A 21,521-nucleotide genomic window follows, 5' to 3' on the forward strand; every position below is an offset into this window, starting at 1 on the left:
GTGAGAATGATGGTCAAGGAAGGAACGGGCGATAAGCGCCAATTCATAATGATCATACGCCCGAATAATCCGGCGGCAAGACTGCGATTTTCCCTCGATTTGGGCTAGAATCCGATAAATTTACCCAGCCATTTCCAGTTGATTACCATGGCATACATCGTCGCGCTGACAGGCGGCATAGGCAGCGGAAAAAGTACGGTTGCTCAGGGCTTTGCAGCGCTAGGCGCCAGCATTGTCGATGCGGACGTAATCGCCCGCCAGGTGGTTTCTCCCGGGCAGCCCGCGCTGGCAGCCATTGTTGAACATTTTGGCCTGGAGATATTACAGCCTGACGGCGCGCTGAACCGAAGCGCCCTGCGAGAACGCATTTTTTCCAGCCCGGAGGACAAACGCTGGCTCAACGCCTTGCTGCATCCGCTGATCCATCAGGAGACCCGGCGTCAGTTGGCGGCCGTCACCACCCCTTACGCGTTATGGGTGGTTCCCCTGCTGGTGGAAAATCAGCTTCAGGAGCAGGCTCAGCGTATTCTGGTGGTGGATGTTCCCCTGGAGACGCAATTGCAACGCACCATGGCCCGGGATGGCGTTTCCCGCGCTCAGGCGCAAAACATTCTGGCGTCGCAGGCCAGCCGTGAACAGCGGTTAGCCTGCGCCGATGATATTATCGATAATAATAGCAATCCGAGCGTACTCGCTCCGCGGATTGCCGCTCTGCATCAGCATTATCTGGCGCTGGCTACATCCGCAACTGACAGGACGACCCATAATGAGTGACGTTTCCTCAACAGTTCTTTTTGAATATCCGCTGAATGAAAAAATGCGTACCTGGCTACGCCTGGAGTTTCTGCTGCAACAGATGTACGACAACCACGCGTTAAAGGATATTGGCGTTGCCCTGACCTTCTTCCGCGCGGTGGCGGAATTGCTGGATATTCTCGAACGCGGGGACGCCCGCCCCGACCTACTGAAAGAGCTGGAACGTCAGCAACAAAAACTGGCGCAGTGGGGCGAACTGCCGGAAGCGGACATTGAGCGCATTAACACGCTGCGTCAGAAGTTACGAAACCTGTCGGGCGAACTGATTGCCGCTCCGCGCATGGGGCAAGGGTTGCGTGAAGACAAGTTGATCGGTATGGTTCGGCAACGCCTGAGCCTGCCGGGCGGATGTTGCAGTTTTGACCTGCCCACACTGCATATCTGGTTACACCAGTTGCCAGAACAAAAACAGTGGCAAACCAGCATCTGGCTGGACAGTGTCTCGCCGTTGAAACGCTCGCTCGACAGCATACTGGAATTGATCCGCCATGCGGGCGCCTTCAAGGAACAAATCAGCCTTAACGGTTTCTATCAGGATAATGCGACCGACGCCGACCTGTTACGTTTACGGATTGGTCTTGAGCATCAGATCTATCCGCAAATATCCGGTCACAAGACCCGTTACGCTATCCGTTTCCTGCCGCTGGATAGCGATGGGCAAACACCTGCGCGACTGGCATTCGAACTGGCTTGTTGCTAAGCGAGAACTGTTTTCTGGAGATAACCGTGCCGAGGATAACGAGATGACCGTTGTAAAATGCCCCACCTGCACCAAACCGGTGGAATGGAGCGAAAATAGCCCTTATCGGCCGTTTTGCAGCAAACGTTGCCAGTTGATCGATTTAGGGGAATGGGCCGACGAGGAAAAATACATTCCCAGTGCGGAAGATGTATCCGACAGCGACGTCTGGAGCGAGCCGCAGCACTAATCCGGTATTGCTACTAATTCCGGTATTGCTACTAATTCCGGTATTGCTACTAATTTCGGTATTCGCTTATTGCCATTCCGCACCGCGATTCATGCCGGCTTCAGCGCATGAATCGCCGGCAGTACGGCAAACCCCGGCTGGAATTTAGGCGATGCCCGCCTTCAGGCGACGAATCATCTCGGCGTTGGCGGGCGGAAATTCTGCTTCATCCAGTTCGTCAGCCGTCAGCCAGCGCGAGGGTTGGCCTTCACGACCATACGGCTCGCCGCGCCATTGCTCCACCAGGAAGAAATGCAGTGTAATCAGGCGTTCGCCTGCCGAAAACGTTTTGCTGTCCAGCGGTTTTGGATTGATCACCTCAATCCCCGCTTCTTCATGCAGTTCTCGCACCAGCGCCTGCTCCGGCGTTTCACCTTCTTCGACCTTGCCGCCGGGAAACTCCCATTTGCCAGCCATGTGCACCCCGGCCGGGCGACAGGCGATGAAGAACTCTCGCTGCGGATTCCGAATAATCCCCACCGCCACAGATAAAGTTTTTTGCATCATTATCCTTTCAACCAGTGAAAAGGCGGTCAATGACCGCCTTTTATTTGATATATCGCTACGTTACCGGCCTTATTTCTGCAGGCGACCGTGGCACTGCTTGTATTTCTTGCCGGAGCCACACGGGCATGGGTCATTACGACCGATCTTGCGATCGGCATAAGGTGAACCGGTAGCCGCTTCATCCTGATGGCTCAATTGCTGCTGGCGGGCCAGACGCTCGGCTTCTTCACGGCGCTGCTGTTCCAGCGCTTCGATTTCTTCCGGCATCCGCACCTGAACCTTACTCAGGGTGCTGATCACTTCGTATTTGAGGCCTTCCAGCATAGCAGCAAACATGGCGAACGACTCGCGCTTGTATTCCTGCTTCGGATCTTTCTGCGCATACCCGCGCAGATGAATCCCCTGACGCAGATAGTCCATCGCCGCCAGGTGTTCTTTCCACAGCGAATCCAGCGTCTGCAGCATCACGCCCTTCTCGAAGTTGCGCATGACATCGCTGCCGACCACTTCTTCCTTACGGCCATACACTTCCACCGCCTGCGCGTAGATACGTTCCCGCAGCGTCTCTTCGTGCAGATCAGGCTCCTTGTCCAGCCATTCGGCGATCGGCAGTTCGAGGTCAAAGTCATTTTTCAGACGCTGTTCCAGCCCCGGAATATCCCACATCTCCTCCAGCGACTGCGGCGGAATATGGGCATCGATGGTGACCTTGAACACGTCTTCACGAATGCTATTGATGGTTTCGCTGATATCAGATGCATCCAACAGTTCGTTGCGTTGAGTATAGATAGCGCGACGCTGGTCATTGGCCACATCATCGTACTCAAGCAGCTGTTTACGAATGTCGAAGTTGCGGTTTTCCACCTTGCGTTGCGCATTGGCAATCGCCTTGGTCACCCACGGATGCTCAATCGCTTCGCCTTCCTTCATCCCCAGTTTACGCATCATGTTGGAAACGCGATCCGACGCAAAAATACGCATCAGCGCATCTTCCATCGACAGGTAGAAACGGGAAGAACCCGGGTCGCCCTGACGGCCGGAACGACCACGCAACTGGTTGTCGATACGGCGGGATTCATGACGTTCGGTGCCGATAATGTGCAGACCGCCTGCAGCCAACACCTCATCATGACGTTGTTGCCATTCAGCTTTAATGGCGGCGATTTGGGCTTCGTCCGGATTTTCCTGTTGCGCCACTTCTGCCTGCCAGCTGCCGCCCAGCACGATATCGGTACCACGGCCCGCCATGTTGGTGGCGATGGTCACCGCCCCCGAGCGCCCGGCCTGCGCCACGATATCCGCTTCCATCGCATGGAATTTGGCGTTCAGTACGTTGTGTTTGATGCCGGCTTTAGTCAGCGCATGCGATACCACTTCGGATTTTTCGATGGAAATGGTCCCCACCAACACCGGCTGCCCCTTGGCGGTACGATCTCTGATATCTTCGATGATGGCGCCGATTTTTTCCTGTTCGGTCATGTACACCAGATCCGGCAGATCTTTACGGATCATTGGGCGGTTGGTCGGCACGACGATAGTATCCAGCTTATAAATCGAGCTGAATTCGAACGCTTCGGTATCTGCCGTACCGGTCATCCCGGCCAGCTTCTCATAGATACGGAAGTAGTTCTGGAAAGTGATCGAGGCCAGCGTCTGGTTCTCGTTGTTGATCTTGACGTTTTCCTTGGCTTCCACCGCCTGGTGCAAACCATCGGACCAGCGGCGCCCCTGCATGGTACGGCCGGTATGTTCGTCAACGATAATGACTTCGTCGTCTTTCACAATGTAGTCGACGTCGCGGGTAAACAGCACATGAGCGCGCAATGCCGCCGTCACGTGGTGCATCAGCATAATGTTGGCCGGCGAATACAACGACTCGCCTTCTTCCATGATGCCGCCTTTCACCAGCAACTCTTCGATTTTGACCAGACCGCGTTCGGTCAGGTTAACCTGACGGGCTTTCTCGTCCACCGAGAAATGACCTTCGCCGTGGAAAGTATCCGAATCCTCTTTCTCCTGACGGATCAGGTGCGGGATGATTTTGTTTACCCGCATATAAAGTTCGGAGCTGTCTTCCGCCGGACCAGAGATGATCAGCGGAGTACGCGCTTCATCGATCAGGATGGAGTCCACTTCGTCCACCAGCGCATAATACAGTTCACGCTGCACACGCTCTTCCGGGCTGAACGCCATGTTGTCGCGCAGGTAGTCAAAACCGTATTCGTTGTTAGTGCCGTAGGTAATATCGGCAGCGTAGGCTTCACGCTTGGCCGGCGCCGGCATCCCCGGCAGGTTGATGCCGACGGTCAGCCCCAGGAATTCAAACAACGGGCGGTTATTTTCGGCGTCACGCTGGGCCAGATAGTCGTTGACGGTCACCACATGCACGCCTCGACCAGTCAGAGCATTGAGGTACGCCGGCAGGGTTGCGGTCAGGGTTTTACCTTCACCGGTGCGCATTTCCGCGATGCAGCGCTCGTTCAGCACCATACCGCCGATCAGCTGTACGTCGAAGTGACGCATGCCAAAAACACGCTTACTGGCTTCGCGCACCACAGCGAAGGCTTCCGGCAGCAGCGACTCCAGAGTTTCGCCTTTCTTGATACGGTCACGAAAGACCTGGGTTTTCGCCTTCAGCTCATCATCGGAGAGTTTTTCCATGTCCGGTTCGAGGCGATTGATCACATCCACAATTTTGCGCATACGGCGCAACGCACGGTCATTACGGCTACCGAAAACTTTGGTCAATAACTTGATTAACATAGTAATTTTAATCTCAACAATGCCAGTCCATCGATGCTGGCACGACATCAGAAAAGGAATCTACGGCTACTTGCCATAGAGCAGCACACTATCGAAGTCAGGCGCGCGGCCCGGCACGAATGCCCTGAACCTGCGCCAGCCATAGGCCGGTATGATGAGAAGGTGAAAAATGAGTCGGCGCCAGATCGGCGCTGGCAGAAGCGTGCGGTGTCGCTTCGCGCGTCAGCAACGCATTCAGCGTTTCCAGCAATACCTGGTGATGTAACCGGGAAGCCTCCGTCGCCTCAACCACGGTAACAGGTGGCGTAAAAGCAAACGACAGGTGACGAATCACCGTGCGGATGGCATGCTGATGCCAGAAATCATTACTGAATGGCGAACGACGGCGGGAATCTTTTAAGGCCGCCAGGTCGGTGAGATTGAAATAAGATACGTTCGGACGACTGATCGCCGATGCGGAATTGGGTGCAGTAGAGGCATCACGTGATTCGGTGAAGTTGGCAGGCAGGCCGAGCGTCGCCGCGACCATCCCCAGCAGCAGGTGAGGCCAGAAATAACGTCTGCCAAATTGTCGCCAACGATTTAAAATACCAATCACAAGTTTCTTTCCGTCGGAGCCTGCGTTATGCGTGATAACCGTCCACAATCACTGGAGTCATTTTTCGATGGCGCATCGCAAGCCGGGTCAGGCCCGCTGCATGATATTCAACAACGTGCGCTCGCACTGTTGAAACTCAATCGAGCGGTGCACGCCCTGTTGCCAACAGCGCTGCGTTCATACTGCCGAGTGGCTAACTATCGTCATGGTCTGCTGGTACTGGAAACCGCCGGCGCCAACTGGCTGATGCGATTACGTTATGAACAACCAGCCCTGCTTTCCGCTCTGCGCGCACAAATACTACCATCATTGGCGGCAATCGACATCAGGATTAATCCAGCGCTGGCCGCAAAAATGCATGAAAACGAGAAAAACCATGCTATTGCGCCGACAGATGAAACCGCTGTGGCAACAACACGAATTCTCAGTGCGCAGAGTGCGGAGATATTAAAGGGGCTGGCGGAGCAAAGTCCGGAACGACTACAGAAAATATTAAAACGACTGGCTTCGCTGGCCGGAGAGAATACCAGCGAAAACCAGTCGTCATGATGTCATGTATTGCGGATCAGGCCAGAACGGTTGACGGCGCTTTGAAAGCCAGCGGCATTTCCGCTTCATCTTCAAAGGTCACGAATTCCCACGCTTCCTGTTTAGCCAGCACAGCCTGCAGCAGTTTGTTGTTCAACGCGTGGCCGGATTTGAACGCCGTGAACGCGCCAATGATGTTGTGACCACACATGAACAGGTCGCCAATCGCGTCCAGCATTTTGTGGCGCACGAACTCATCGTCAAAGCGCAGACCGTCTTCGTTCAGCACACGGTAATCATCCACCACGATCGCACTATCGAGACTACCGCCCAGGCACAGACCGCGGGACTGCAGATACTCGATATCGCGCATAAACCCAAAGGTACGCGCACGGCTGATCTGGCGCACAAACGCATCAGCGGAGAAATCCAGCTTAAAGCGCTGTGAACCGGCATCAATCACCGGATGATTGAAGTCGATGGTGAAATCGAGGCTAAAGCCGTTGAACGGCTTCAATTCTGCCCATTTGTCACCGTCTTCTACGCGTACAGGCTGTTTGATACGAACAAACTTCTTGGCACAGTTCAGTTCTTCGATACCAGCATCCAGCAGCAGGTAGACAAACGGACTGGCGCTGCCGTCCATGATCGGAATTTCAGGCGCATCTACGTCAACAACAATGTTATCGATGCCTAATCCCGCCAGGGCCGCATTCAGATGCTCCACCGTCGAAATGCGCACGTCATGCTCATTAACCAGGCAAGTACAGAGCATGGTATCACGCACGGATTTGGCATCAGCCGGAAAATCAACCGGTGGATTCAAGTCAGTACGACGATAGATGACCCCGGTGTTCGCCGGTGCAGGACGCATAGTCAGGGTGACTTTTTTGCCGGTATGAAGACCGACCCCTGTCGCCTGTACGATACGTTTTAATGTACGTTGTTTGATCATCGTATTATCTCGCATTCATCTGAACCTACGGCCTTAGCTTACACCAAGGCCGGCGGCACAGTTTAGCACAAAGAGCGGAGATTCCAACCTAACCTTAGTCAGCCTGCTTACGCAGGAAAGCAGGAATATCGAGATAGTCCGGCTCTTTATTGGTTTGCACGCTCTGGTCATTCACCACTTTGGCCGCAGGTTTTTCCTGCGTCAGCGGCGCCATGCCATGTTGCTGATAGCGGTGGTCCATAACCGGCTGGCTGCTTTGCTTGTTGGTAACCAGCGTAATTTCCGGACGTTTGTCCATGCCGATACCGGTGGCGACCACGGTCACCCGCAGTTCGTCGTTCATATCCGGATCCAGCGACGTACCAATCACTACCGTCGCATTATCGGATGCAAACGCGCGAATGGTATTACCAACAGTCTCAAATTCATCCAGACGCAGATCGAAACCAGCGGTAATGTTAACCAACACGCCGCGCGCGCCGGAAAGGTCGATATCTTCCAGCAGCGGGCTGGAGATAGCCATTTCCGCCGCCTCTTCCGCACGGTCTTCACCGCGAGCCACGCCGGAACCCATCATGGCGTAACCCATTTCGGACATCACGGTGCGCACGTCGGCAAAGTCGACGTTCATCAGACCCGGACGGGTAATCAACTCGGCAATACCCTGCACCGCGCCTTTCAACACGTCGTTAGCCGCGCCGAACGCGTCCAGCAGGGAGATGCCGCGCCCCAGCACTTTCAACAGTTTATCGTTGGGGATGGTGATCAGCGAATCAACGTGCTTGGACAGCTCCGCGATCCCCTGCTCGGCAAACGCCATGCGTTTCTTGCCTTCAAAATTGAACGGCTTGGTCACCACGGCAACCGTCAGGATACCCAGATCCTTGGCAACTTCCGCCACCACCGGCGCTGCGCCGGTACCTGTGCCGCCGCCCATACCGGCTGCGATGAACACCATGTCCGCACCTTCCAGCGCAGAACGCAGTGCTTCGCGATCTTCCTCGGCGGAATTGCGGCCCACTTCCGGGTTGGCGCCTGCGCCCAGACCTTTGGTAATACCGCTACCGATCTGGATGGTCTGGCCGACCGCCGTTTTGCGCAGTGCCTGAGCGTCGGTGTTAACCGCAAAGAATTCAACACCTTCGATGCGTTCACGCACCATGTGTTCGACAGCGTTGCCGCCGCCACCACCGACGCCGATGACTTTAATCACCGCGTCGTTGGTTAACTCCATTGGTTCAAACATAGTTTCTCTCCGTCTTGTGCCTGTGTTACTTCAAGATCAAAAAAGTCGTGCTAAATGATCTCTTTTGATAACCGTCAAAATTCTTTTCTCAGCCAGCTGTTCAGGCGTTTAAACCAGTTGCTGACTGAGGCGCGTTTCTCAACCTCGTGTTCGCCACTCAGATGAGACTCTTTGCCGTAATGCAGCAGCCCCACTGCTGTCGAGTAATAGGGCTCCTGCGCATAATCCGTTAATCCGGTGATATTCAGCGGCTGGCCGATGCGCACCTGCGTGTGGAACACGCGCTGCGCGCAGGCCGCCAGACCGTCAATCTGCGCCGCACCGCCGGTCAGCACGATGCCGGCCGCCAGATGATGCTTCACGCCCTGCTGGCGCAGCTGTTCCTGCAACTGCAACAGCTCGTCATTCACCAGATTCAATAACTCGGTATAGCGAGGCTCAATCACCTCCGCCAACGTCTGACGCTGCAGACTACGCGGCGGACGACCGCCGACGCTCGGCACTTCTACGGTTTCATCTTTGCTGACGATGGAACCGAGCGCGCAACCGTAACGTACCTTGATCGCTTCCGCATCCGTGGGCGGCGTGCCAAACGCATAGGCTATATCGCTGGTGACTACGTTACCAGCATAAGGAATCACTTTTGTGTGACGCAGCGCGCCGCCGGTATACACCGCCATATCCATGGTGCCGCCGCCGATATCCACTACGCACACGCCCAGTTCGCGCTCGTCTTCGGTCAGCACCGCATAACTCGATGCCAGCCCGGCGAAAATCAGTTGATCCACCTTCAGACCGCAACGCTCCACCGCTTTAACAATGTTCTTCGCCATGTCGTTATGACAGGTGATCAGGTGCACCTTGGCCTGCATCCGCACGCCAGACAGCCCGACCGGATTTTTAATCCCTTCCTGATAATCGATGGCGTATTCCTGCGGGATCACATGCAGAATACGGTGCTCATCACGGACCCGGACAGATTTGGCCGTATGCACCACGCTTTCGACATCGTCCTGCGTGACTTCTTCTTCGGAGATAGGCACCATGCCGATCTCGTTCTGGCAGCTGATGTGCTTACCGGACAACGCCAGATACACGGATGAAATCTGGCAATCAGCCATCAGTTCGGCCTGATCGATGGCGCGCTGAACGCACTTGACCACCGATTCCAGATCGTTAACGCCGCCTTTATCCATGCCCCGTGACGGGCAGCTTCCCACACCGATGATATTGATCATGCCATCTGGCAGAACTTCACCTACCAGCGCAGCCACCTTTGCTGTACCGATTTCCAGCCCAACTACCAGTTTTCTGTCCGTCGACTTGATCATTGCTGTTTAGCCTGTGCCTGATTTTGTTGCTGATTACCGTTCTTTTGCTGATCAATGTCTTTTTGCTGATCAATAAATGCCGGGCTCCAACCTACCGCTGCGCCGGTTTCATAGCGCAAATCCACGTAGTTAACCCGCTTGTTTTCATTCTGGGCCTGCCGCTGCAACAACGGATAGATCTCCAGAAAACGCGCCAGACGCCGACTTCTGTCATCACGTCCCAGATCGAGGCGGATATCATCGTCCAACCCAACCTGCCATGAATGGCGCGCGGTCATCGCCACCATCTTCACCGTGAACTTGCCTGCCGCCAGTACCTGGTTCATCTCGCGATACCCCTCCAGCACGTCTTCTTCACCGCCCTCCGGACCGTACAACATCGGCATTTTTTTGTTGCCGATGCGCTCAGCCGGCACGCTGAAGGTGTTACCCTCGCTGTCAACCATGAGCTGGTCATTCCAGCGCGCAAACGGAACGTATTCAACCAGATGAATCTTTAATTCGTCCGGCCACTGCTTACGTACGCTGGCCTGTTTAATCCAGGGCAGGCGCTCGATCTGCTGCTGGATGACATTCACATCCTGCGTCATGAACGTCCCCGGCGAGCCCAGCGACAAAATCGCCTGGCGAATATCGTCATTGGTGGTGTAGTGCCGCTCGCCGGTCACCACCAGTCTGGACAGCGGCAGACGGCTGGCATCTTTCATCCAGCCCAGCACCATCCAGCTTCCCCACAAGATGGTGCCGGCCACCATCAGCAGGAAAAAAATCCCCGCCAGCTGACTGCCATTGCTGCGTCGTGCGCCCTTTTCCTGCTCACGTCCGCGTGTATTCAACGCCGCCTGCGACATACTAATCAGCCAACTCCACAACAGATACGCGGCGGTAACCGTTGTCTGTCTGGACTGAGCGCGAAACGTCGGCGCACCGAACCTCAGCCAGCCATCGGCCGGTTTCGTCGTGGTCAGCGTGGGTGCGTTTCATCACTACCATCACGTGCTCAGTCATCCTGTTCTCAGTCTTTGGTCTTCGCCTGCAGACGATTTTCCGCCAGCCGACGCGCCAGTTTGCCAATGTTGCCGGCGCCCTGAACCAGCACCAGATCATCGCCCTGCAGCGCCTGCGCCAGCAGTTCAGGCAGCGTCTCCACATCCGGCACCATGATCGGGTCGATTTTGCCGCGTCCGCGAATGGTGCGACACAGCGACCGGCTGTCCGCTCCCGGAATCGGCGCTTCGCCGGCCGGATACACATCCAGCATCAGCAGCACATCCACCTGGGACAGTACGTGCGCGAAGTCATCGTACAGATCCCGCGTGCGGGTATAGCGGTGCGGCTGAAAAATCATCACCAGGCGTTTATCCGGCCAGCCGGCGCGCGCCGCCTTGATGGTGGCGTCCACTTCCGTCGGGTGGTGCCCGTAATCATCCACCAGCATGGCGCTGCCGCTTTTGCCGTTGACCGGCTGTAGCGGGAATTCGCCCAGAAAATCAAACCGACGCCCCGTCCCCTGAAAGCGCGCCAGCGCTCGCAGAATCGCGTCGTCGTCAATACCTTCTTCCGTCGCCACCGCTACCGCCGCCGCGGCATTCAGCGCATTGTGGCGGCCCGGCGCGTTCAGCGTCACATTCAGCAGCGGTTTGCCCTGACGCGCCAGCGTAAACAGCCCCTGCGCCCCAACCTGCCGGTAGTCAGCCACCCGCACATCCGCATCGTCGCTGAAACCATAAGTGGTGATGTGACGCCCCACTTTCGGCAACAGTTCCCGAATCACCGCGTCATCCAGGCACATCACCGCATGGCCGTAAAACGGCAGGTTATGCAGGAAGTTGATGAACGTCTGCTTGAGGTTCTCAAAATCGCCCTGATACGTGTCCATATGGTCGGCTTCGATGTTGGTCACAATCGCCACCATCGGCTGCAAATGCAGGAACGACGCATCGCTCTCGTCCGCTTCCGCAATCAGGTAACGGCTCGACCCTAACCGGGCGTGCGTCCCCGCGGCTTTGACCAGCCCGCCGTTGACGAACGTCGGATCCAGCCCCGCTTCGGCGTAGATACTGGTCACCATCGCCGTGGTCGTGGTCTTGCCATGTGTCCCGGCGATGGCGATGCCATGACGAAAGCGCATCAATTCTGCCAGCATCTCTGCCCGGCGAATCACCGGAATACGGGCCTCATGTGCCGCGATAATCTCCGGGTTATCCGCCGTAATCGCGCTGGATACCACCACCACGCTCGCTTCGTTCACATTTTCCGGGCGATGGTGGAAATAGATCTGGGCGCCCAGATCGGTCAATTGCTGCGTCACGGCGTTGGGCGCCAGATCAGAACCGCTGATCTGATAGCCCTCGTTAGCCAGGACTTCGGCGATACCGCCCATGCCGGCACCACCGATGCCAACAAAATGGATGTGCCGGACGCGGTGCATCTCGGGCACGATTGAACGCAGTTTCGCCAGTTCTTGAGTATTCACTATCTTCTATCGCAACCTACATCAACGCCGGCTATTGCCGGCCATTATCATTAATTCCGGACAGCGTGAGCCGCCCGCTGCATCGCCGCCGCCGCGACTTCGGCCGCCACCCGTTCCGTCGCATCGGGAATCGCCACGGTTCGGGCTTTTTGCGCCATATCGCGTAACGTGGCGCGATCCCAGGCCGCCAGCACCTCGCTGATCGTATCCACGCTGAGGTCGGCCTGTTCGATAATCTTTGCCGCGCCCGCCCGCTCCAGCGGCAACGCATTCCAGTACTGCTGCCGATCCTTATGCTGGAACGGCACAAACAACGCCGGCAACCCGGCTGCGGCAATCTCGCTGACCGTTAGCGCGCCGGAGCGGCACACCACCACATCGGCCCAGGCATACGCCGCCGCCATGTCGTCGATAAACTCGGTAATCCGATGCTGCGGCTGACCGGCCTGCGCATAGGCAGCCTGTACTTCCGCCTGAGCCCCTTTGCCGGTCTGGTGCCAGATGGTAACGGCGTCATGCAACCGCGCCGCCACGCCGGGCAGGGTTTGATTCAGCACTCGCGCCCCCTGACTTCCGCCAACCACCAGCACCCGCACCGGGCCGCTACGGTCAGCCAGCCGCTCTGTCGGCGACGGCAGCGCCAGCACATCGGTACGCACCGGGTTTCCCACCACATCCGCGTGGGGAAAGGCACCCGGGAACGCTTGTAATACTTTTTTGGCGATGCGCGACAGCCAGCGGTTGGTCAACCCGGCAATACCGTTTTGCTCGTGCAAAACCACCGGGATGCCGCACAGCCAGGCCGCCAGACCGCCGGGGCCGGACACATAACCGCCCATCCCCAGCACAACGTCCGGCTGATAGCGGCGCATAATCGCCTGCGCCTGCCGCACCGCCCGAAAGATACGCACCGGCGCCAGCACCAATGCCGCCAATCCTTTGCCGCGCAGACCGGAAATACGGATAAAGTCGATGTCGATGCCGTGTTTCGGCACCAGATCCGCTTCCATCCGGTCGGCCGTGCCCAGCCAGCGCACCTGCCAGCCCTGCGCCATCAGATGATGCGCCACCGCCAGACCGGGGAACACATGCCCGCCGGTACCGCCGGCCATCACCATCAAACGCTTGCCTTCGCCACTCATCGGGCACCTCTCGTAAACGCCTGCGCTTTGGTCAGGCGCGTTTCATAATCAATTCGCAGCAACAACACGATAGCCGTCGACATAATCAACAGACTGGAACCGCCGTAGCTGATCAGCGGCAATGTCAGCCCTTTGGTCGGCAACATGCCCGCGGCCGCGCCGACATTCACCAGCGTCTGAAAACTGAACCAGATACCGATGGAGCAGGCCAGAAAGCCCGAAAAACGCTGATCGATTTCCAGCGCCCGTCTTCCTATCGACATCGCCCGAAAAGCGACGAAGAATATCATTAACAACGCCAAAACCACACCGATATAGCCCAGTTCCTCCCCCAGAATGGAGAAAATGAAGTCGGTATGCGCTTCCGGCAGATATTCCAGTTTCTGGATAGAATTGCCGAGCCCTTGCCCCCACAGTTCGCCGCGGCCAAACGCCATCAACGACTGGGTCAACTGATAGCCGCTGCCGAACGGGTCGTCCCACGGATTCCAGAACGACGTCACGCGGCGCACGCGGTACGGCTCTGCGATAATCAGCAACCCGACGGCGAAGATGCCACAACCGATGATCGCCAGGAACTGCCACAGTTTTGCTCCGGCCAGAAACAACATCGCCAGCGTGGTGATGAACAGCACCACCACCGTACCGAGGTCCGGCTGAGCCAGCAGCAGCACCGCCAGCACCACCATCACGCCCATCGGCTTGCAAAATCCCCAGAAGTTATTTCGTACCTCTTCGACTTTGCGCACCATGTAGCTGGAGAGGTAGCAAAACAACGACAACTTCGATAACTCTGCCGGCTGAATACGCAGCGGACCGAGAGAAATCCAGCGTGACGCCCCGTTAACCGAGCTGCCCACTACCAGCACGATCAACAGCATCACTATCGACGCCAGCAGCAATACCACGCTGTAACGCTGCCAGACCTCCATCGGTACCCGCATGGTGACCAGCGACAAACCAAACGCCAGCCCCAGATACAGCGCATCGCGCTTGGCGAATAAAAAGGGATCGCTGGCCAGCCGCTGCCCGACCGGCATCGACGCCGAGGTCACCATCACAAAGCCGATCACCGCCAGCCCCAGGGTCAACCACAGCAGCGTCCGGTCATACAGCACGGTGCTGAGGTTGTCGCTTTCACGCGTCCCCATCACCCAGCTTTTCAGACGTTCGACTATGCCGGCCCCGATAAAACGCATTATCCCAGCTCCTCCGCCAGGCGAGCGAACTCGTCGCCGCGCTGTTCGAAACTGCGGAACTGATCGAGACTGGCGCAAGCCGGCGACAGCAACACCATGTCACCCGGCTGGGTGCGGCCGGCGATAAGACGCATCGCCTGCTCCATGGTTTCGGTCTGCTCGGCGATTTCCGGACGCAGCGCCGCCAGTTGCCCGCCATCACGGCCAAAGCAGTACAGACGAATGCTGTCGCCTTGCAGGTAACGCAGCAACGGAGAGAAATCCGCTGATTTCCCGTCGCCGCCCAGCAGCAGATGCAGCGTGCCATCGACATGCAGCCCGCTCAGCGCCGCCTCGGTGCTGCCGACATTGGTAGCCTTGGAATCATTGACCCAGCGCACGTCATGACGCGCCAGCACTAGTTGGAAACGGTGCGGCAGGCCGGTAAAGGTAGTCAGCGCGATCAGGGCCGACGAGCGGGGAATGCCCACAGCGTCCGCCAGCGCCAGCGCAGCCAGCGCATTGGTGTAGTTGTGCTGACCGACCAGTTTGATTTCGCGGGTATTCAGCACCCGCTCGCCTTTCACCCGCAGCCAGGTTTCACCCTGCTGCCGGTTCAGGTGGTAATCGCCCACATCCACGCCGAAACTCAGGCAACGCGCGTCGGCGCCGCGCACCGGCATGGTCAGGGCGTCGTCCGCGTTCACAATGCAGACTTTGGCGTTTTCATAAATGCGCAATTTGGCGGCGCGGTACTGCTGCAGCCCCAACGGGTAGCGGTTGGTGTGATCCTCGGTAACGTTGAGGATCGTGGCGGCGGCGGCGTGCAGGCTATAAGTGGTTTCCAACTGGAAGCTCGACAGCTCCAGCACATACAGCTGGCTTTCCTGCTTGAGCAGCTCCAGCGCCGGTACGCCGATGTTGCCGCCTACGCCGACGGCCCAACCGGCCGCACGCGCCATTTCACCCACCAGCGTGGTAACGGTGCTTTTACCGTTGGACCCGGTGATAGCGACGATCGGCGCCTGCGCTTCGCGACAGAACAGTTCGATATCGCCGATAATTTCAATGCCGGCTTCCGCCGCCTCGCACAGGATCGGCGTCGCCAGCGCGATACCCGGACTGGCGACGATCAAATCAGCGGACAGCAGCCACCCATCATTAAGGCTGCCCAGATGACGCTCAACGGACTCAGGCAGTTTATCCAGGCCCGGCGGACTAATACGGGTATCCACCACGCGCGGCACCACCCCGCGTGCAAGGAAAAAATCAACACAGGAGAGCCCTGTCAGCCCTAACCCGATAATGACAACCTTTCTACCCTGATAGTCCATTTTTTACCGTACCTTGAGCGTTACCAGACCGATGAGCATCAGCATCAGCGAAATAATCCAGAACCGCACGATCACCCGCGGCTCCGGCCACCCCTTAAGTTCGTAGTGATGGTGGATCGGCGCCATACGGAAAATCCGCTGGCCGCGCAGCTTGAAGGAACCCACCTGCAAAATCACGGACAGGGTTTCCACCACAAACACCCCGCCCATGATTACCAACAGGAACTCCTGACGCAGCAGCACCGCGATGGTGCCCAGCGCGCCGCCCAGCGCCAGCGATCCGACATCACCCATAAACACCTGCGCCGGATAGGTGTTAAACCACAGAAAACCGAGACCGGCGCCGACAATCGCGGTACACACCACCACCAGCTCGCTGGCATGCCGGATATACGGAATGTGCAGGTAGCTGGCGAAATTCATGTTGCCGGTCGCCCAGGCCACCAGCGCGAAACCGACCGCCACAAACACCGTCGGCATGATGGCCAACCCGTCCAGACCATCGGTGAGGTTGACGGCGTTGCTGGTGCCGACAATCACGAAGTAGGCCAGCACGATGTACATCAGGCCCAGTTGCGGCATCACGTCCTTAAAGAACGGCACCACCAGCTGCGTCGCCGGCGTATCCTTGCCAATCGCGTACATGGAAAACGCGACTGCCAGCGCCAGTACCGACTGCCAGAAGTACTTCCAGCGGGCAATCAGCCCGCGGGTGTCCTTACGCACCACCTTGCGGTAGTCATCCACAAACCCGACGATGCCGTAACCCACCAGCACCAGCAGCACGCACCAGACATACGGGTTAGCCAGGTTGACCCACAACAGCACCGAAATAATGATCGACGCCAGAATCATCACCCCGCCCATAGTCGGCGTGCCGCGCTTGCTGAAATGGGACTCCGGCCCTTCGTTACGCACCACCTGACCGATTTGCAGGCGTTGCAGCCAGGCGATCAGATGCGGTCCCATCCACAGGGAAATGATTAACGCCGTCAGCAGGCTGACAATGGCCCGGAACGTCAAATACGAAAAGACGTTAAAGCCGGAATAAAACTTGACCAGATGCTCGGCCAGCCAAACTAACATGTGGCATTCTCCTGTAATGCGTGTACTACCTGTTCCATCGCAGCGCTGCGTGAACCTTTAATTAAAACGGTAATGGTATTGTGCTGTGCCACCAACGCCCGCAAACGGGCGATCAACGCAGTTTTATTGTCAAAATGCTCGCCTGCGCCGCTGGCGTCGCCGATAAGCGCGCTCAGCACGCCCACGCTCAATACTTTCTCAATGTTTGCCTTGCGGGCCGCCTCGCCCACCTGACGGTGACACGCCTGCGCATTCTGGCCCAGTTCGGCCATATCGCCGACCACCATCACCCGGTAGCCCGGCATCTCCGCCAGCACCTGCGCCGCCGCGGTCATTGACCCGACGTTGGCGTTGTAACTGTCGTCCAGCAGCAATTTTCCAGGCGCCAGCGCAATCGGGAACAACCGCCCCGGCACAGCCTGCAATTGCGCCAGTCCGGCCTTCACCGCAGCCAGCGACGCGCCTACCGCCAGCGACAGCGCCGCCGCCGCCAGCGCGTTGGCGATGTTATGCCGCCCCGGCAGCGGCAAGGTCACCGCGATATTGCCTGCCGGCGTATGCAGCACGAAATCGGTCCCACGTTCGCTGATGCTGACATCGCTGGCGTAAAAATCGACGCCCGCGCGCGCCTGCGGCGAAAAGCGCCACAGGGTTTTCCCGGTCAGCGCATCGTGCCAGCGCGCCTCATCGTGGCTGTCGGCATTGAGGATCGCCACGCCCTGAGCTGGCAAGCCGCTAAAGATTTCGCCTTTAGCCTGCGCCACGCCTTCGAGCGAACCAAATCCTTCCAGATGAGCGGCGGCCAGGTTATTCACCAGCGCCGCTTCCGGGCGCACCATCGCCGTGGTGTAAGCAATCTCGCCGATATGGTTGGCGCCCAGCTCAATCACCGCGTAATCATGCTCAGGCGTCAGGCGGAACAGCGTCAGCGGCACGCCGATATCGTTGTTGAAATTACCGGCGGTATACAGCACGTTGCCGCACTGACGCAAAATCGCCGCGGTCATTTCCTTGACGGAGGTTTTTCCCGATGAACCGGTCAGCGCCACTACGCGCGCCCGGCTTTGCTGCCGCACCCAGCCCGCCATCGAACCCAGCGCCAGACGCGTATCATCCACCACCAGTTGCGGCACTTCTATTGGTAAGCGCTTACTTACCAATAACGCGGCCGCCCCATGATTAACGGCATCCGCCGCGTAATCATGAGCGTCAAATTTTTCCCCGCGCAACGCGACGAACAGACAGCCGTCGGTGAGTTTACGGGTATCCGTGGACACCTCGCTGATAATCAGGTCTTCCCCCACCAACCGGGCGCCCAGCACATCAGCCAACTGCCGCAACGAAACGCTGATCATACGATAACCCCCAGCAGACGCGCGACAGTAATGCGATCCGAATAATCCAACCGCTCATTTCCTACCAACTGATAGTCTTCGTGTCCTTTGCCTGCGACCAGCACCACATCATCGGCGCCAGCCTGCATCACCGCGCTGGTGACGGCTTCCGCCCGACCGGCAATCACCTGCACCCGGCCCGCATCCAGCAATCCGCTCAGGATATCGGTCACAATCGCCTGCGGGTCTTCGCTGCGCGGGTTATCGTCGGTAACAATCACCCGATCCGCCAGCTGTTCCGCAATCGCGCCCATTAGTGGGCGCTTACCTCTGTCGCGATCGCCACCGCAACCGAATACGCACCACAGTACGCCCCGGCAGTGCAAACGCGCCGCCGCCAGCGCTTTTTCCAGCGCGTCCGGAGTATGGGCGTAATCCACCACCACCGTCGGCCGGCCGCCGGCAAGAAAAACTTCCATTCGACCGCAGACCGGCTGCAGCGCAGAGCCGGTCTTCACCAGCTGTTCCAGCGAATAGCCCAGCGACAACAGCGTCGCCAGCGCCAGCAACAGGTTACTGACGTTGAACTCGCCCATCAGGCGGCTATTGATCTCACCGGCGCCCCAGCTGGAGTCGAATTGCACGGTGAAACCGCTGTCGTGATAATCGATACGGGTGGCTTTCAGCCAGTGCGCCCGGCCGGCATCGACCTCGCCCGCCACGCTCACCGCCACCGCTTCCGGCAGGCGGCTTAACCAACGACGGCCAACGTCGTCATCGGCGTTAATGATTTTCTGCCCGACCTGATGCTCGGCGAACAGCCGCCATTTGGCCGCTTCGTAATTCGCCATGTCGCCGTGATAATCAAGATGATCGCGACTCAGGTTGGTAAATACCGCGGCGGCGAACGACAGCGCCTCCACCCGGTGCTGCACCAGCCCATGCGAAGACACTTCCATTGCAGCGAAATCCGCCCCTTGCTCCACCAACTGACTCAGGATCTGCTGCACATCCACCGCCGAACCGGTAGTGTTTTCCGACGGCACCACATGCCCCAGCAAGCCGTTGCCGACGGTGCCCATCACCGCGCTGGTTTTGCCCAGCGCCTGACTCCACTGCGCCAGCAACTGGGTGGTGGTGGTCTTGCCGTTGGTGCCGGTAACGCCGATCAGTTGCAACGAGGCCGATGGCTGGCGATAAAAGCGCCCTGCCAGCGCGGATAAACGCTGGTTCAGGTTACCCAGATAAATCACCGGTACGCCGTGCATTTCAGTCAGGGTGCCATCGGGCGTGGCATCATCCGCCTGTGCGACAACCGCCGCGACGCCCTGCGCAATAGCCTGCGGAATATAGTGCCGCCCATCCGTCTTGTGGCCGACTATCGCCACAAACAGATCCCCGGCAGCCGCCACGCGGCTGTCTAATGTCATTTCCCGCAGCGCGCGCTCCGGGGCATCGGTCACCCACGGAGCCAGGACATCGCGCAAGTTACGATCTGTCACCTGAACCCTCTTTTCTGTTGATTACAAACTCGCTTTTTTCACCCGTCGGCAACGCATCCGGTTCGATATTCATGGTGCGCAGTACGCCGCCCATGATCGCCCCGAATACCGGCGCCGACACCGCGCCACCGTAGTATTTCCCCGCCTGCGGGTCGTTAATGACCACTACCAGCGCAAAGCGCGGGTTACTGGCCGGCGCCACCCCGGCGGTATAGGCGATATATTTGTTGATGTACTTGCCGTCCGGGCCGACCTTTTTCGCCGTACCGGTTTTAATCGCGATGCGATAGCCCTTCACCGCCGCCTTGGTGCCGCCGCCTCCGGGCAACGCCACGCTCTCCATCATGTGCACCACGGTACGGACAATCTGTTCGGAAAAGACGCGCTCGCCCGGCACCGGCGGATCGACTTTGGTGATGGATAGCGGGCGATAAATGCCGAAGCTGCCGATGGTGGCGTAGACACGCGCCAGTTGCAGCGGGGTCACCATCAAGCCGTAGCCAAACGAAAACGTCGCGCGCTCGATATCCGACCAGCGTTGGCGATTGGGGTACAGACCCAGACTTTCCCCCACCAGCCCCAGATTGGTGGCTTTGCCCAGACCAAAACGGGAGTAAGTATCCACCAACGCGGAAGCCGGCATCGCCAGCGCCAGATGCGATACGCCGACGTTACTGGACTTCTGCAGCACGCCGGTCAGGGTCAATTCGCTATAACGCGCCACGTCCTTGATTTCATGGCCGTTGATGTAATACGGCAACGTGTTGAGCACCGCATTTTCCTTGACCACGTTGCGCTGTAGCGCCGTCATCACCACCATCGGTTTCACGGTCGAACCGGGTTCGAAAATATCGGTGATGGCGCGGTTACGAATCACGTCGGTCGGCGTGCCGGTCAGGTTGTTCGGGTTGTAGGAGGGACTGTTGGCCATCGCCAGCACTTCGCCGGTGTTCACATCCACCAGTACGGCGGTGCCCGATTCGGCCTTATTGAACGCCACCGCGTTGTTCAGCTCGCGGTACACCAGCGCCTGCAGGCGCTCATCGATACTGAGCATCAGGTTGTGCGCCGCCTGACTGTCCACCGAGGAAATGTCTTCGATGACCCGCCCAAAGCGGTCTTTACGCACGGTACGCTCGCCGGGGCGGCCGGTCAGCCAGCGATCGAAGCTCTTCTCGATGCCTTCAATCCCCTGGCCGTCAATATTGGTAAAACCAATCAGATGCGACGTTACCTGACCGGAAGGATAGTAACGACGAGATTCCTGCCGCAAATTGATGCCCGGCAGTTTCAGTTTGTGGATGTATTCGCCGATCGCCGGGTTCACCTGGCGGGCAAGATAGACAAAACGGCCGTTCGGGTTGGCGTTCACCTTAGAAGCGATTTGGTCCAGCGGGATTCCCAGCGCATCCGCCAGCGCCTTCCAGCGGGTATCCAGTGAAATGCCGCCATGATCGTTGACGTCTTTCGGGTCGGCCCAGACCGCGTTAACCGGCACGCTCACCGCCAGCGGGCGACCGGCGCGATCGCTGATCATGCCGCGAGCGGTCGGAATCTCCTGCACGCGCAGGGAACGCATGTCGCCTTCACGCACCAGCTTGTCGGGCGCGATCACCTGCAGGTACGCCGCACGCAACATCAACCCGACCATGCACAACAGAATACCGCCGCAAAGCAACGCAAAACGCCAGCTGACAAAGCTGGCATGTTCTTCCTGACGCTTCAATTTTCCCGGTCGCGCTGCTCTCATAATTTAG

At 58.0% G+C, this 21,521-nt stretch carries 19 protein-coding genes; 4 read left to right on the forward strand and 15 right to left on the reverse strand.

Annotation, left to right across the window (positions count from 1 at the left end; translation table 11 throughout):
* Positions 1–147: 147 nt before the first annotated feature.
* The 3 genes from coaE to yacG are packed head-to-tail and all read left to right on the forward strand — an operon-like array spanning position 148 to position 1,745.
* Complete coding sequence (gene coaE / locus DXXMK7_RS17725; protein WP_038921121.1) at positions 148–774, forward strand: dephospho-CoA kinase; 627 nt, start codon at positions 148–150, stop codon at positions 772–774.
* Positions 767–1,516 carry a cell division protein ZapD gene (zapD, locus tag DXXMK7_RS17730; protein ID WP_038665739.1) on the forward strand — a complete coding sequence of 250 codons (750 nt, stop codon included), beginning with the start codon at positions 767–769 and terminating at the stop codon, positions 1,514–1,516. Before coaE ends, zapD begins: the two co-directional genes overlap by 8 nt.
* A 43-nt stretch (positions 1,517–1,559) precedes the next feature.
* On the forward strand, positions 1,560–1,745 hold the full coding sequence (gene yacG / locus DXXMK7_RS17735; RefSeq protein ID WP_038920217.1) for a DNA gyrase inhibitor YacG: 186 nt from the start codon (positions 1,560–1,562) through the stop codon (positions 1,743–1,745).
* A 144-nt stretch (positions 1,746–1,889) separates the two neighbouring features.
* Here the strand turns inward: yacG and mutT are convergent, their stop codons facing one another.
* From mutT to secM, 3 genes are all read right to left on the reverse strand, one after another.
* Positions 1,890–2,291: an 8-oxo-dGTP diphosphatase MutT gene (gene mutT / locus DXXMK7_RS17740; protein WP_072093485.1), complete on the reverse strand. Its 402-nt coding sequence runs from the start codon at positions 2,289–2,291 to the stop codon at positions 1,890–1,892.
* Between the two features lie 69 nt (positions 2,292–2,360).
* The gene (gene secA / locus DXXMK7_RS17745) at positions 2,361–5,054 is read right to left on the reverse strand and encodes a preprotein translocase subunit SecA (protein WP_038920219.1); all 2,694 of its coding nucleotides are present in this window, start codon (positions 5,052–5,054) and stop codon (positions 2,361–2,363) included.
* A 97-nt stretch (positions 5,055–5,151) separates the two neighbouring features.
* A complete protein-coding gene (gene secM / locus DXXMK7_RS17750) occupies positions 5,152–5,652 on the reverse strand; it encodes a secA translation cis-regulator SecM (protein WP_038920220.1) in 501 nt (166 codons plus the stop codon).
* 27 nt (positions 5,653–5,679) lie between these two features.
* Between secM and DXXMK7_RS17755 the strand changes: the two genes are divergently transcribed.
* Complete coding sequence (locus DXXMK7_RS17755) at positions 5,680–6,201, forward strand: DUF721 domain-containing protein (protein ID WP_038920221.1); 522 nt, start codon at positions 5,680–5,682, stop codon at positions 6,199–6,201.
* 16 nt (positions 6,202–6,217) lie between these two features.
* Here DXXMK7_RS17755 and lpxC read toward each other — a convergent pair whose 3' ends face one another.
* From lpxC to DXXMK7_RS17815, 12 genes are all read right to left on the reverse strand, one after another.
* Positions 6,218–7,135, reverse strand: coding sequence for a UDP-3-O-acyl-N-acetylglucosamine deacetylase (gene lpxC / locus DXXMK7_RS17760; RefSeq protein WP_024107274.1), 918 nt, complete (start codon positions 7,133–7,135; stop codon positions 6,218–6,220).
* 94 nt (positions 7,136–7,229) lie between these two features.
* On the reverse strand, positions 7,230–8,381 hold the full coding sequence (gene ftsZ / locus DXXMK7_RS17765) for a cell division protein FtsZ (RefSeq protein WP_012886159.1): 1,152 nt from the start codon (positions 8,379–8,381) through the stop codon (positions 7,230–7,232).
* Positions 8,382–8,455: 74 nt separating this feature from the next.
* A complete protein-coding gene (gene ftsA, locus DXXMK7_RS17770; protein ID WP_013319461.1) occupies positions 8,456–9,712 on the reverse strand; it encodes a cell division protein FtsA in 1,257 nt (418 codons plus the stop codon).
* Complete coding sequence (gene ftsQ / locus DXXMK7_RS17775; RefSeq protein WP_038920222.1) at positions 9,709–10,563, reverse strand: cell division protein FtsQ; 855 nt, start codon at positions 10,561–10,563, stop codon at positions 9,709–9,711. The genes ftsA and ftsQ overlap by 4 nt, the downstream gene beginning before the upstream one ends.
* A gap of 164 nt (positions 10,564–10,727) precedes the next feature.
* On the reverse strand, positions 10,728–12,188 hold the full coding sequence (gene murC, locus DXXMK7_RS17780) for a UDP-N-acetylmuramate--L-alanine ligase (RefSeq protein WP_038920223.1): 1,461 nt from the start codon (positions 12,186–12,188) through the stop codon (positions 10,728–10,730).
* A 50-nt stretch (positions 12,189–12,238) separates the two neighbouring features.
* Positions 12,239–13,330 carry an undecaprenyldiphospho-muramoylpentapeptide beta-N-acetylglucosaminyltransferase gene (murG, locus tag DXXMK7_RS17785; RefSeq protein ID WP_038920224.1) on the reverse strand — a complete coding sequence of 364 codons (1,092 nt, stop codon included), beginning with the start codon at positions 13,328–13,330 and terminating at the stop codon, positions 12,239–12,241.
* Positions 13,327–14,529 (reverse strand): cell division protein FtsW, encoded by a 1,203-nt coding sequence (gene ftsW, locus DXXMK7_RS17790; RefSeq protein WP_038920225.1) that lies wholly within the window; start codon positions 14,527–14,529, stop codon positions 13,327–13,329. Before ftsW ends, murG begins: the two co-directional genes overlap by 4 nt.
* Positions 14,529–15,842 carry a UDP-N-acetylmuramoyl-L-alanine--D-glutamate ligase gene (gene murD, locus DXXMK7_RS17795; protein WP_038920226.1) on the reverse strand — a complete coding sequence of 438 codons (1,314 nt, stop codon included), beginning with the start codon at positions 15,840–15,842 and terminating at the stop codon, positions 14,529–14,531. Before murD ends, ftsW begins: the two co-directional genes overlap by 1 nt.
* 3 nt (positions 15,843–15,845) lie before the next feature.
* Positions 15,846–16,928, reverse strand: a complete 1,083-nt coding sequence (gene mraY, locus DXXMK7_RS17800; RefSeq protein ID WP_038665704.1) for a phospho-N-acetylmuramoyl-pentapeptide-transferase — start codon at positions 16,926–16,928, stop codon at positions 15,846–15,848.
* Complete coding sequence (gene murF, locus DXXMK7_RS17805; RefSeq protein ID WP_038920227.1) at positions 16,922–18,283, reverse strand: UDP-N-acetylmuramoyl-tripeptide--D-alanyl-D-alanine ligase; 1,362 nt, start codon at positions 18,281–18,283, stop codon at positions 16,922–16,924. The genes mraY and murF overlap by 7 nt, the downstream gene beginning before the upstream one ends.
* Complete coding sequence (murE, locus tag DXXMK7_RS17810; RefSeq protein WP_038920228.1) at positions 18,280–19,764, reverse strand: UDP-N-acetylmuramoyl-L-alanyl-D-glutamate--2,6-diaminopimelate ligase; 1,485 nt, start codon at positions 19,762–19,764, stop codon at positions 18,280–18,282. Before murE ends, murF begins: the two co-directional genes overlap by 4 nt.
* Positions 19,751–21,514, reverse strand: coding sequence for a peptidoglycan glycosyltransferase FtsI (locus DXXMK7_RS17815; protein WP_038665695.1), 1,764 nt, complete (start codon positions 21,512–21,514; stop codon positions 19,751–19,753). Before DXXMK7_RS17815 ends, murE begins: the two co-directional genes overlap by 14 nt.
* Between the last annotated feature and the right edge of the window lie 7 nt (positions 21,515–21,521).

This window comes from Dickeya sp. MK7, from assembly GCF_000406305.1.
Classification (GTDB): domain Bacteria; phylum Pseudomonadota; class Gammaproteobacteria; order Enterobacterales; family Enterobacteriaceae; genus Dickeya; species Dickeya fangzhongdai.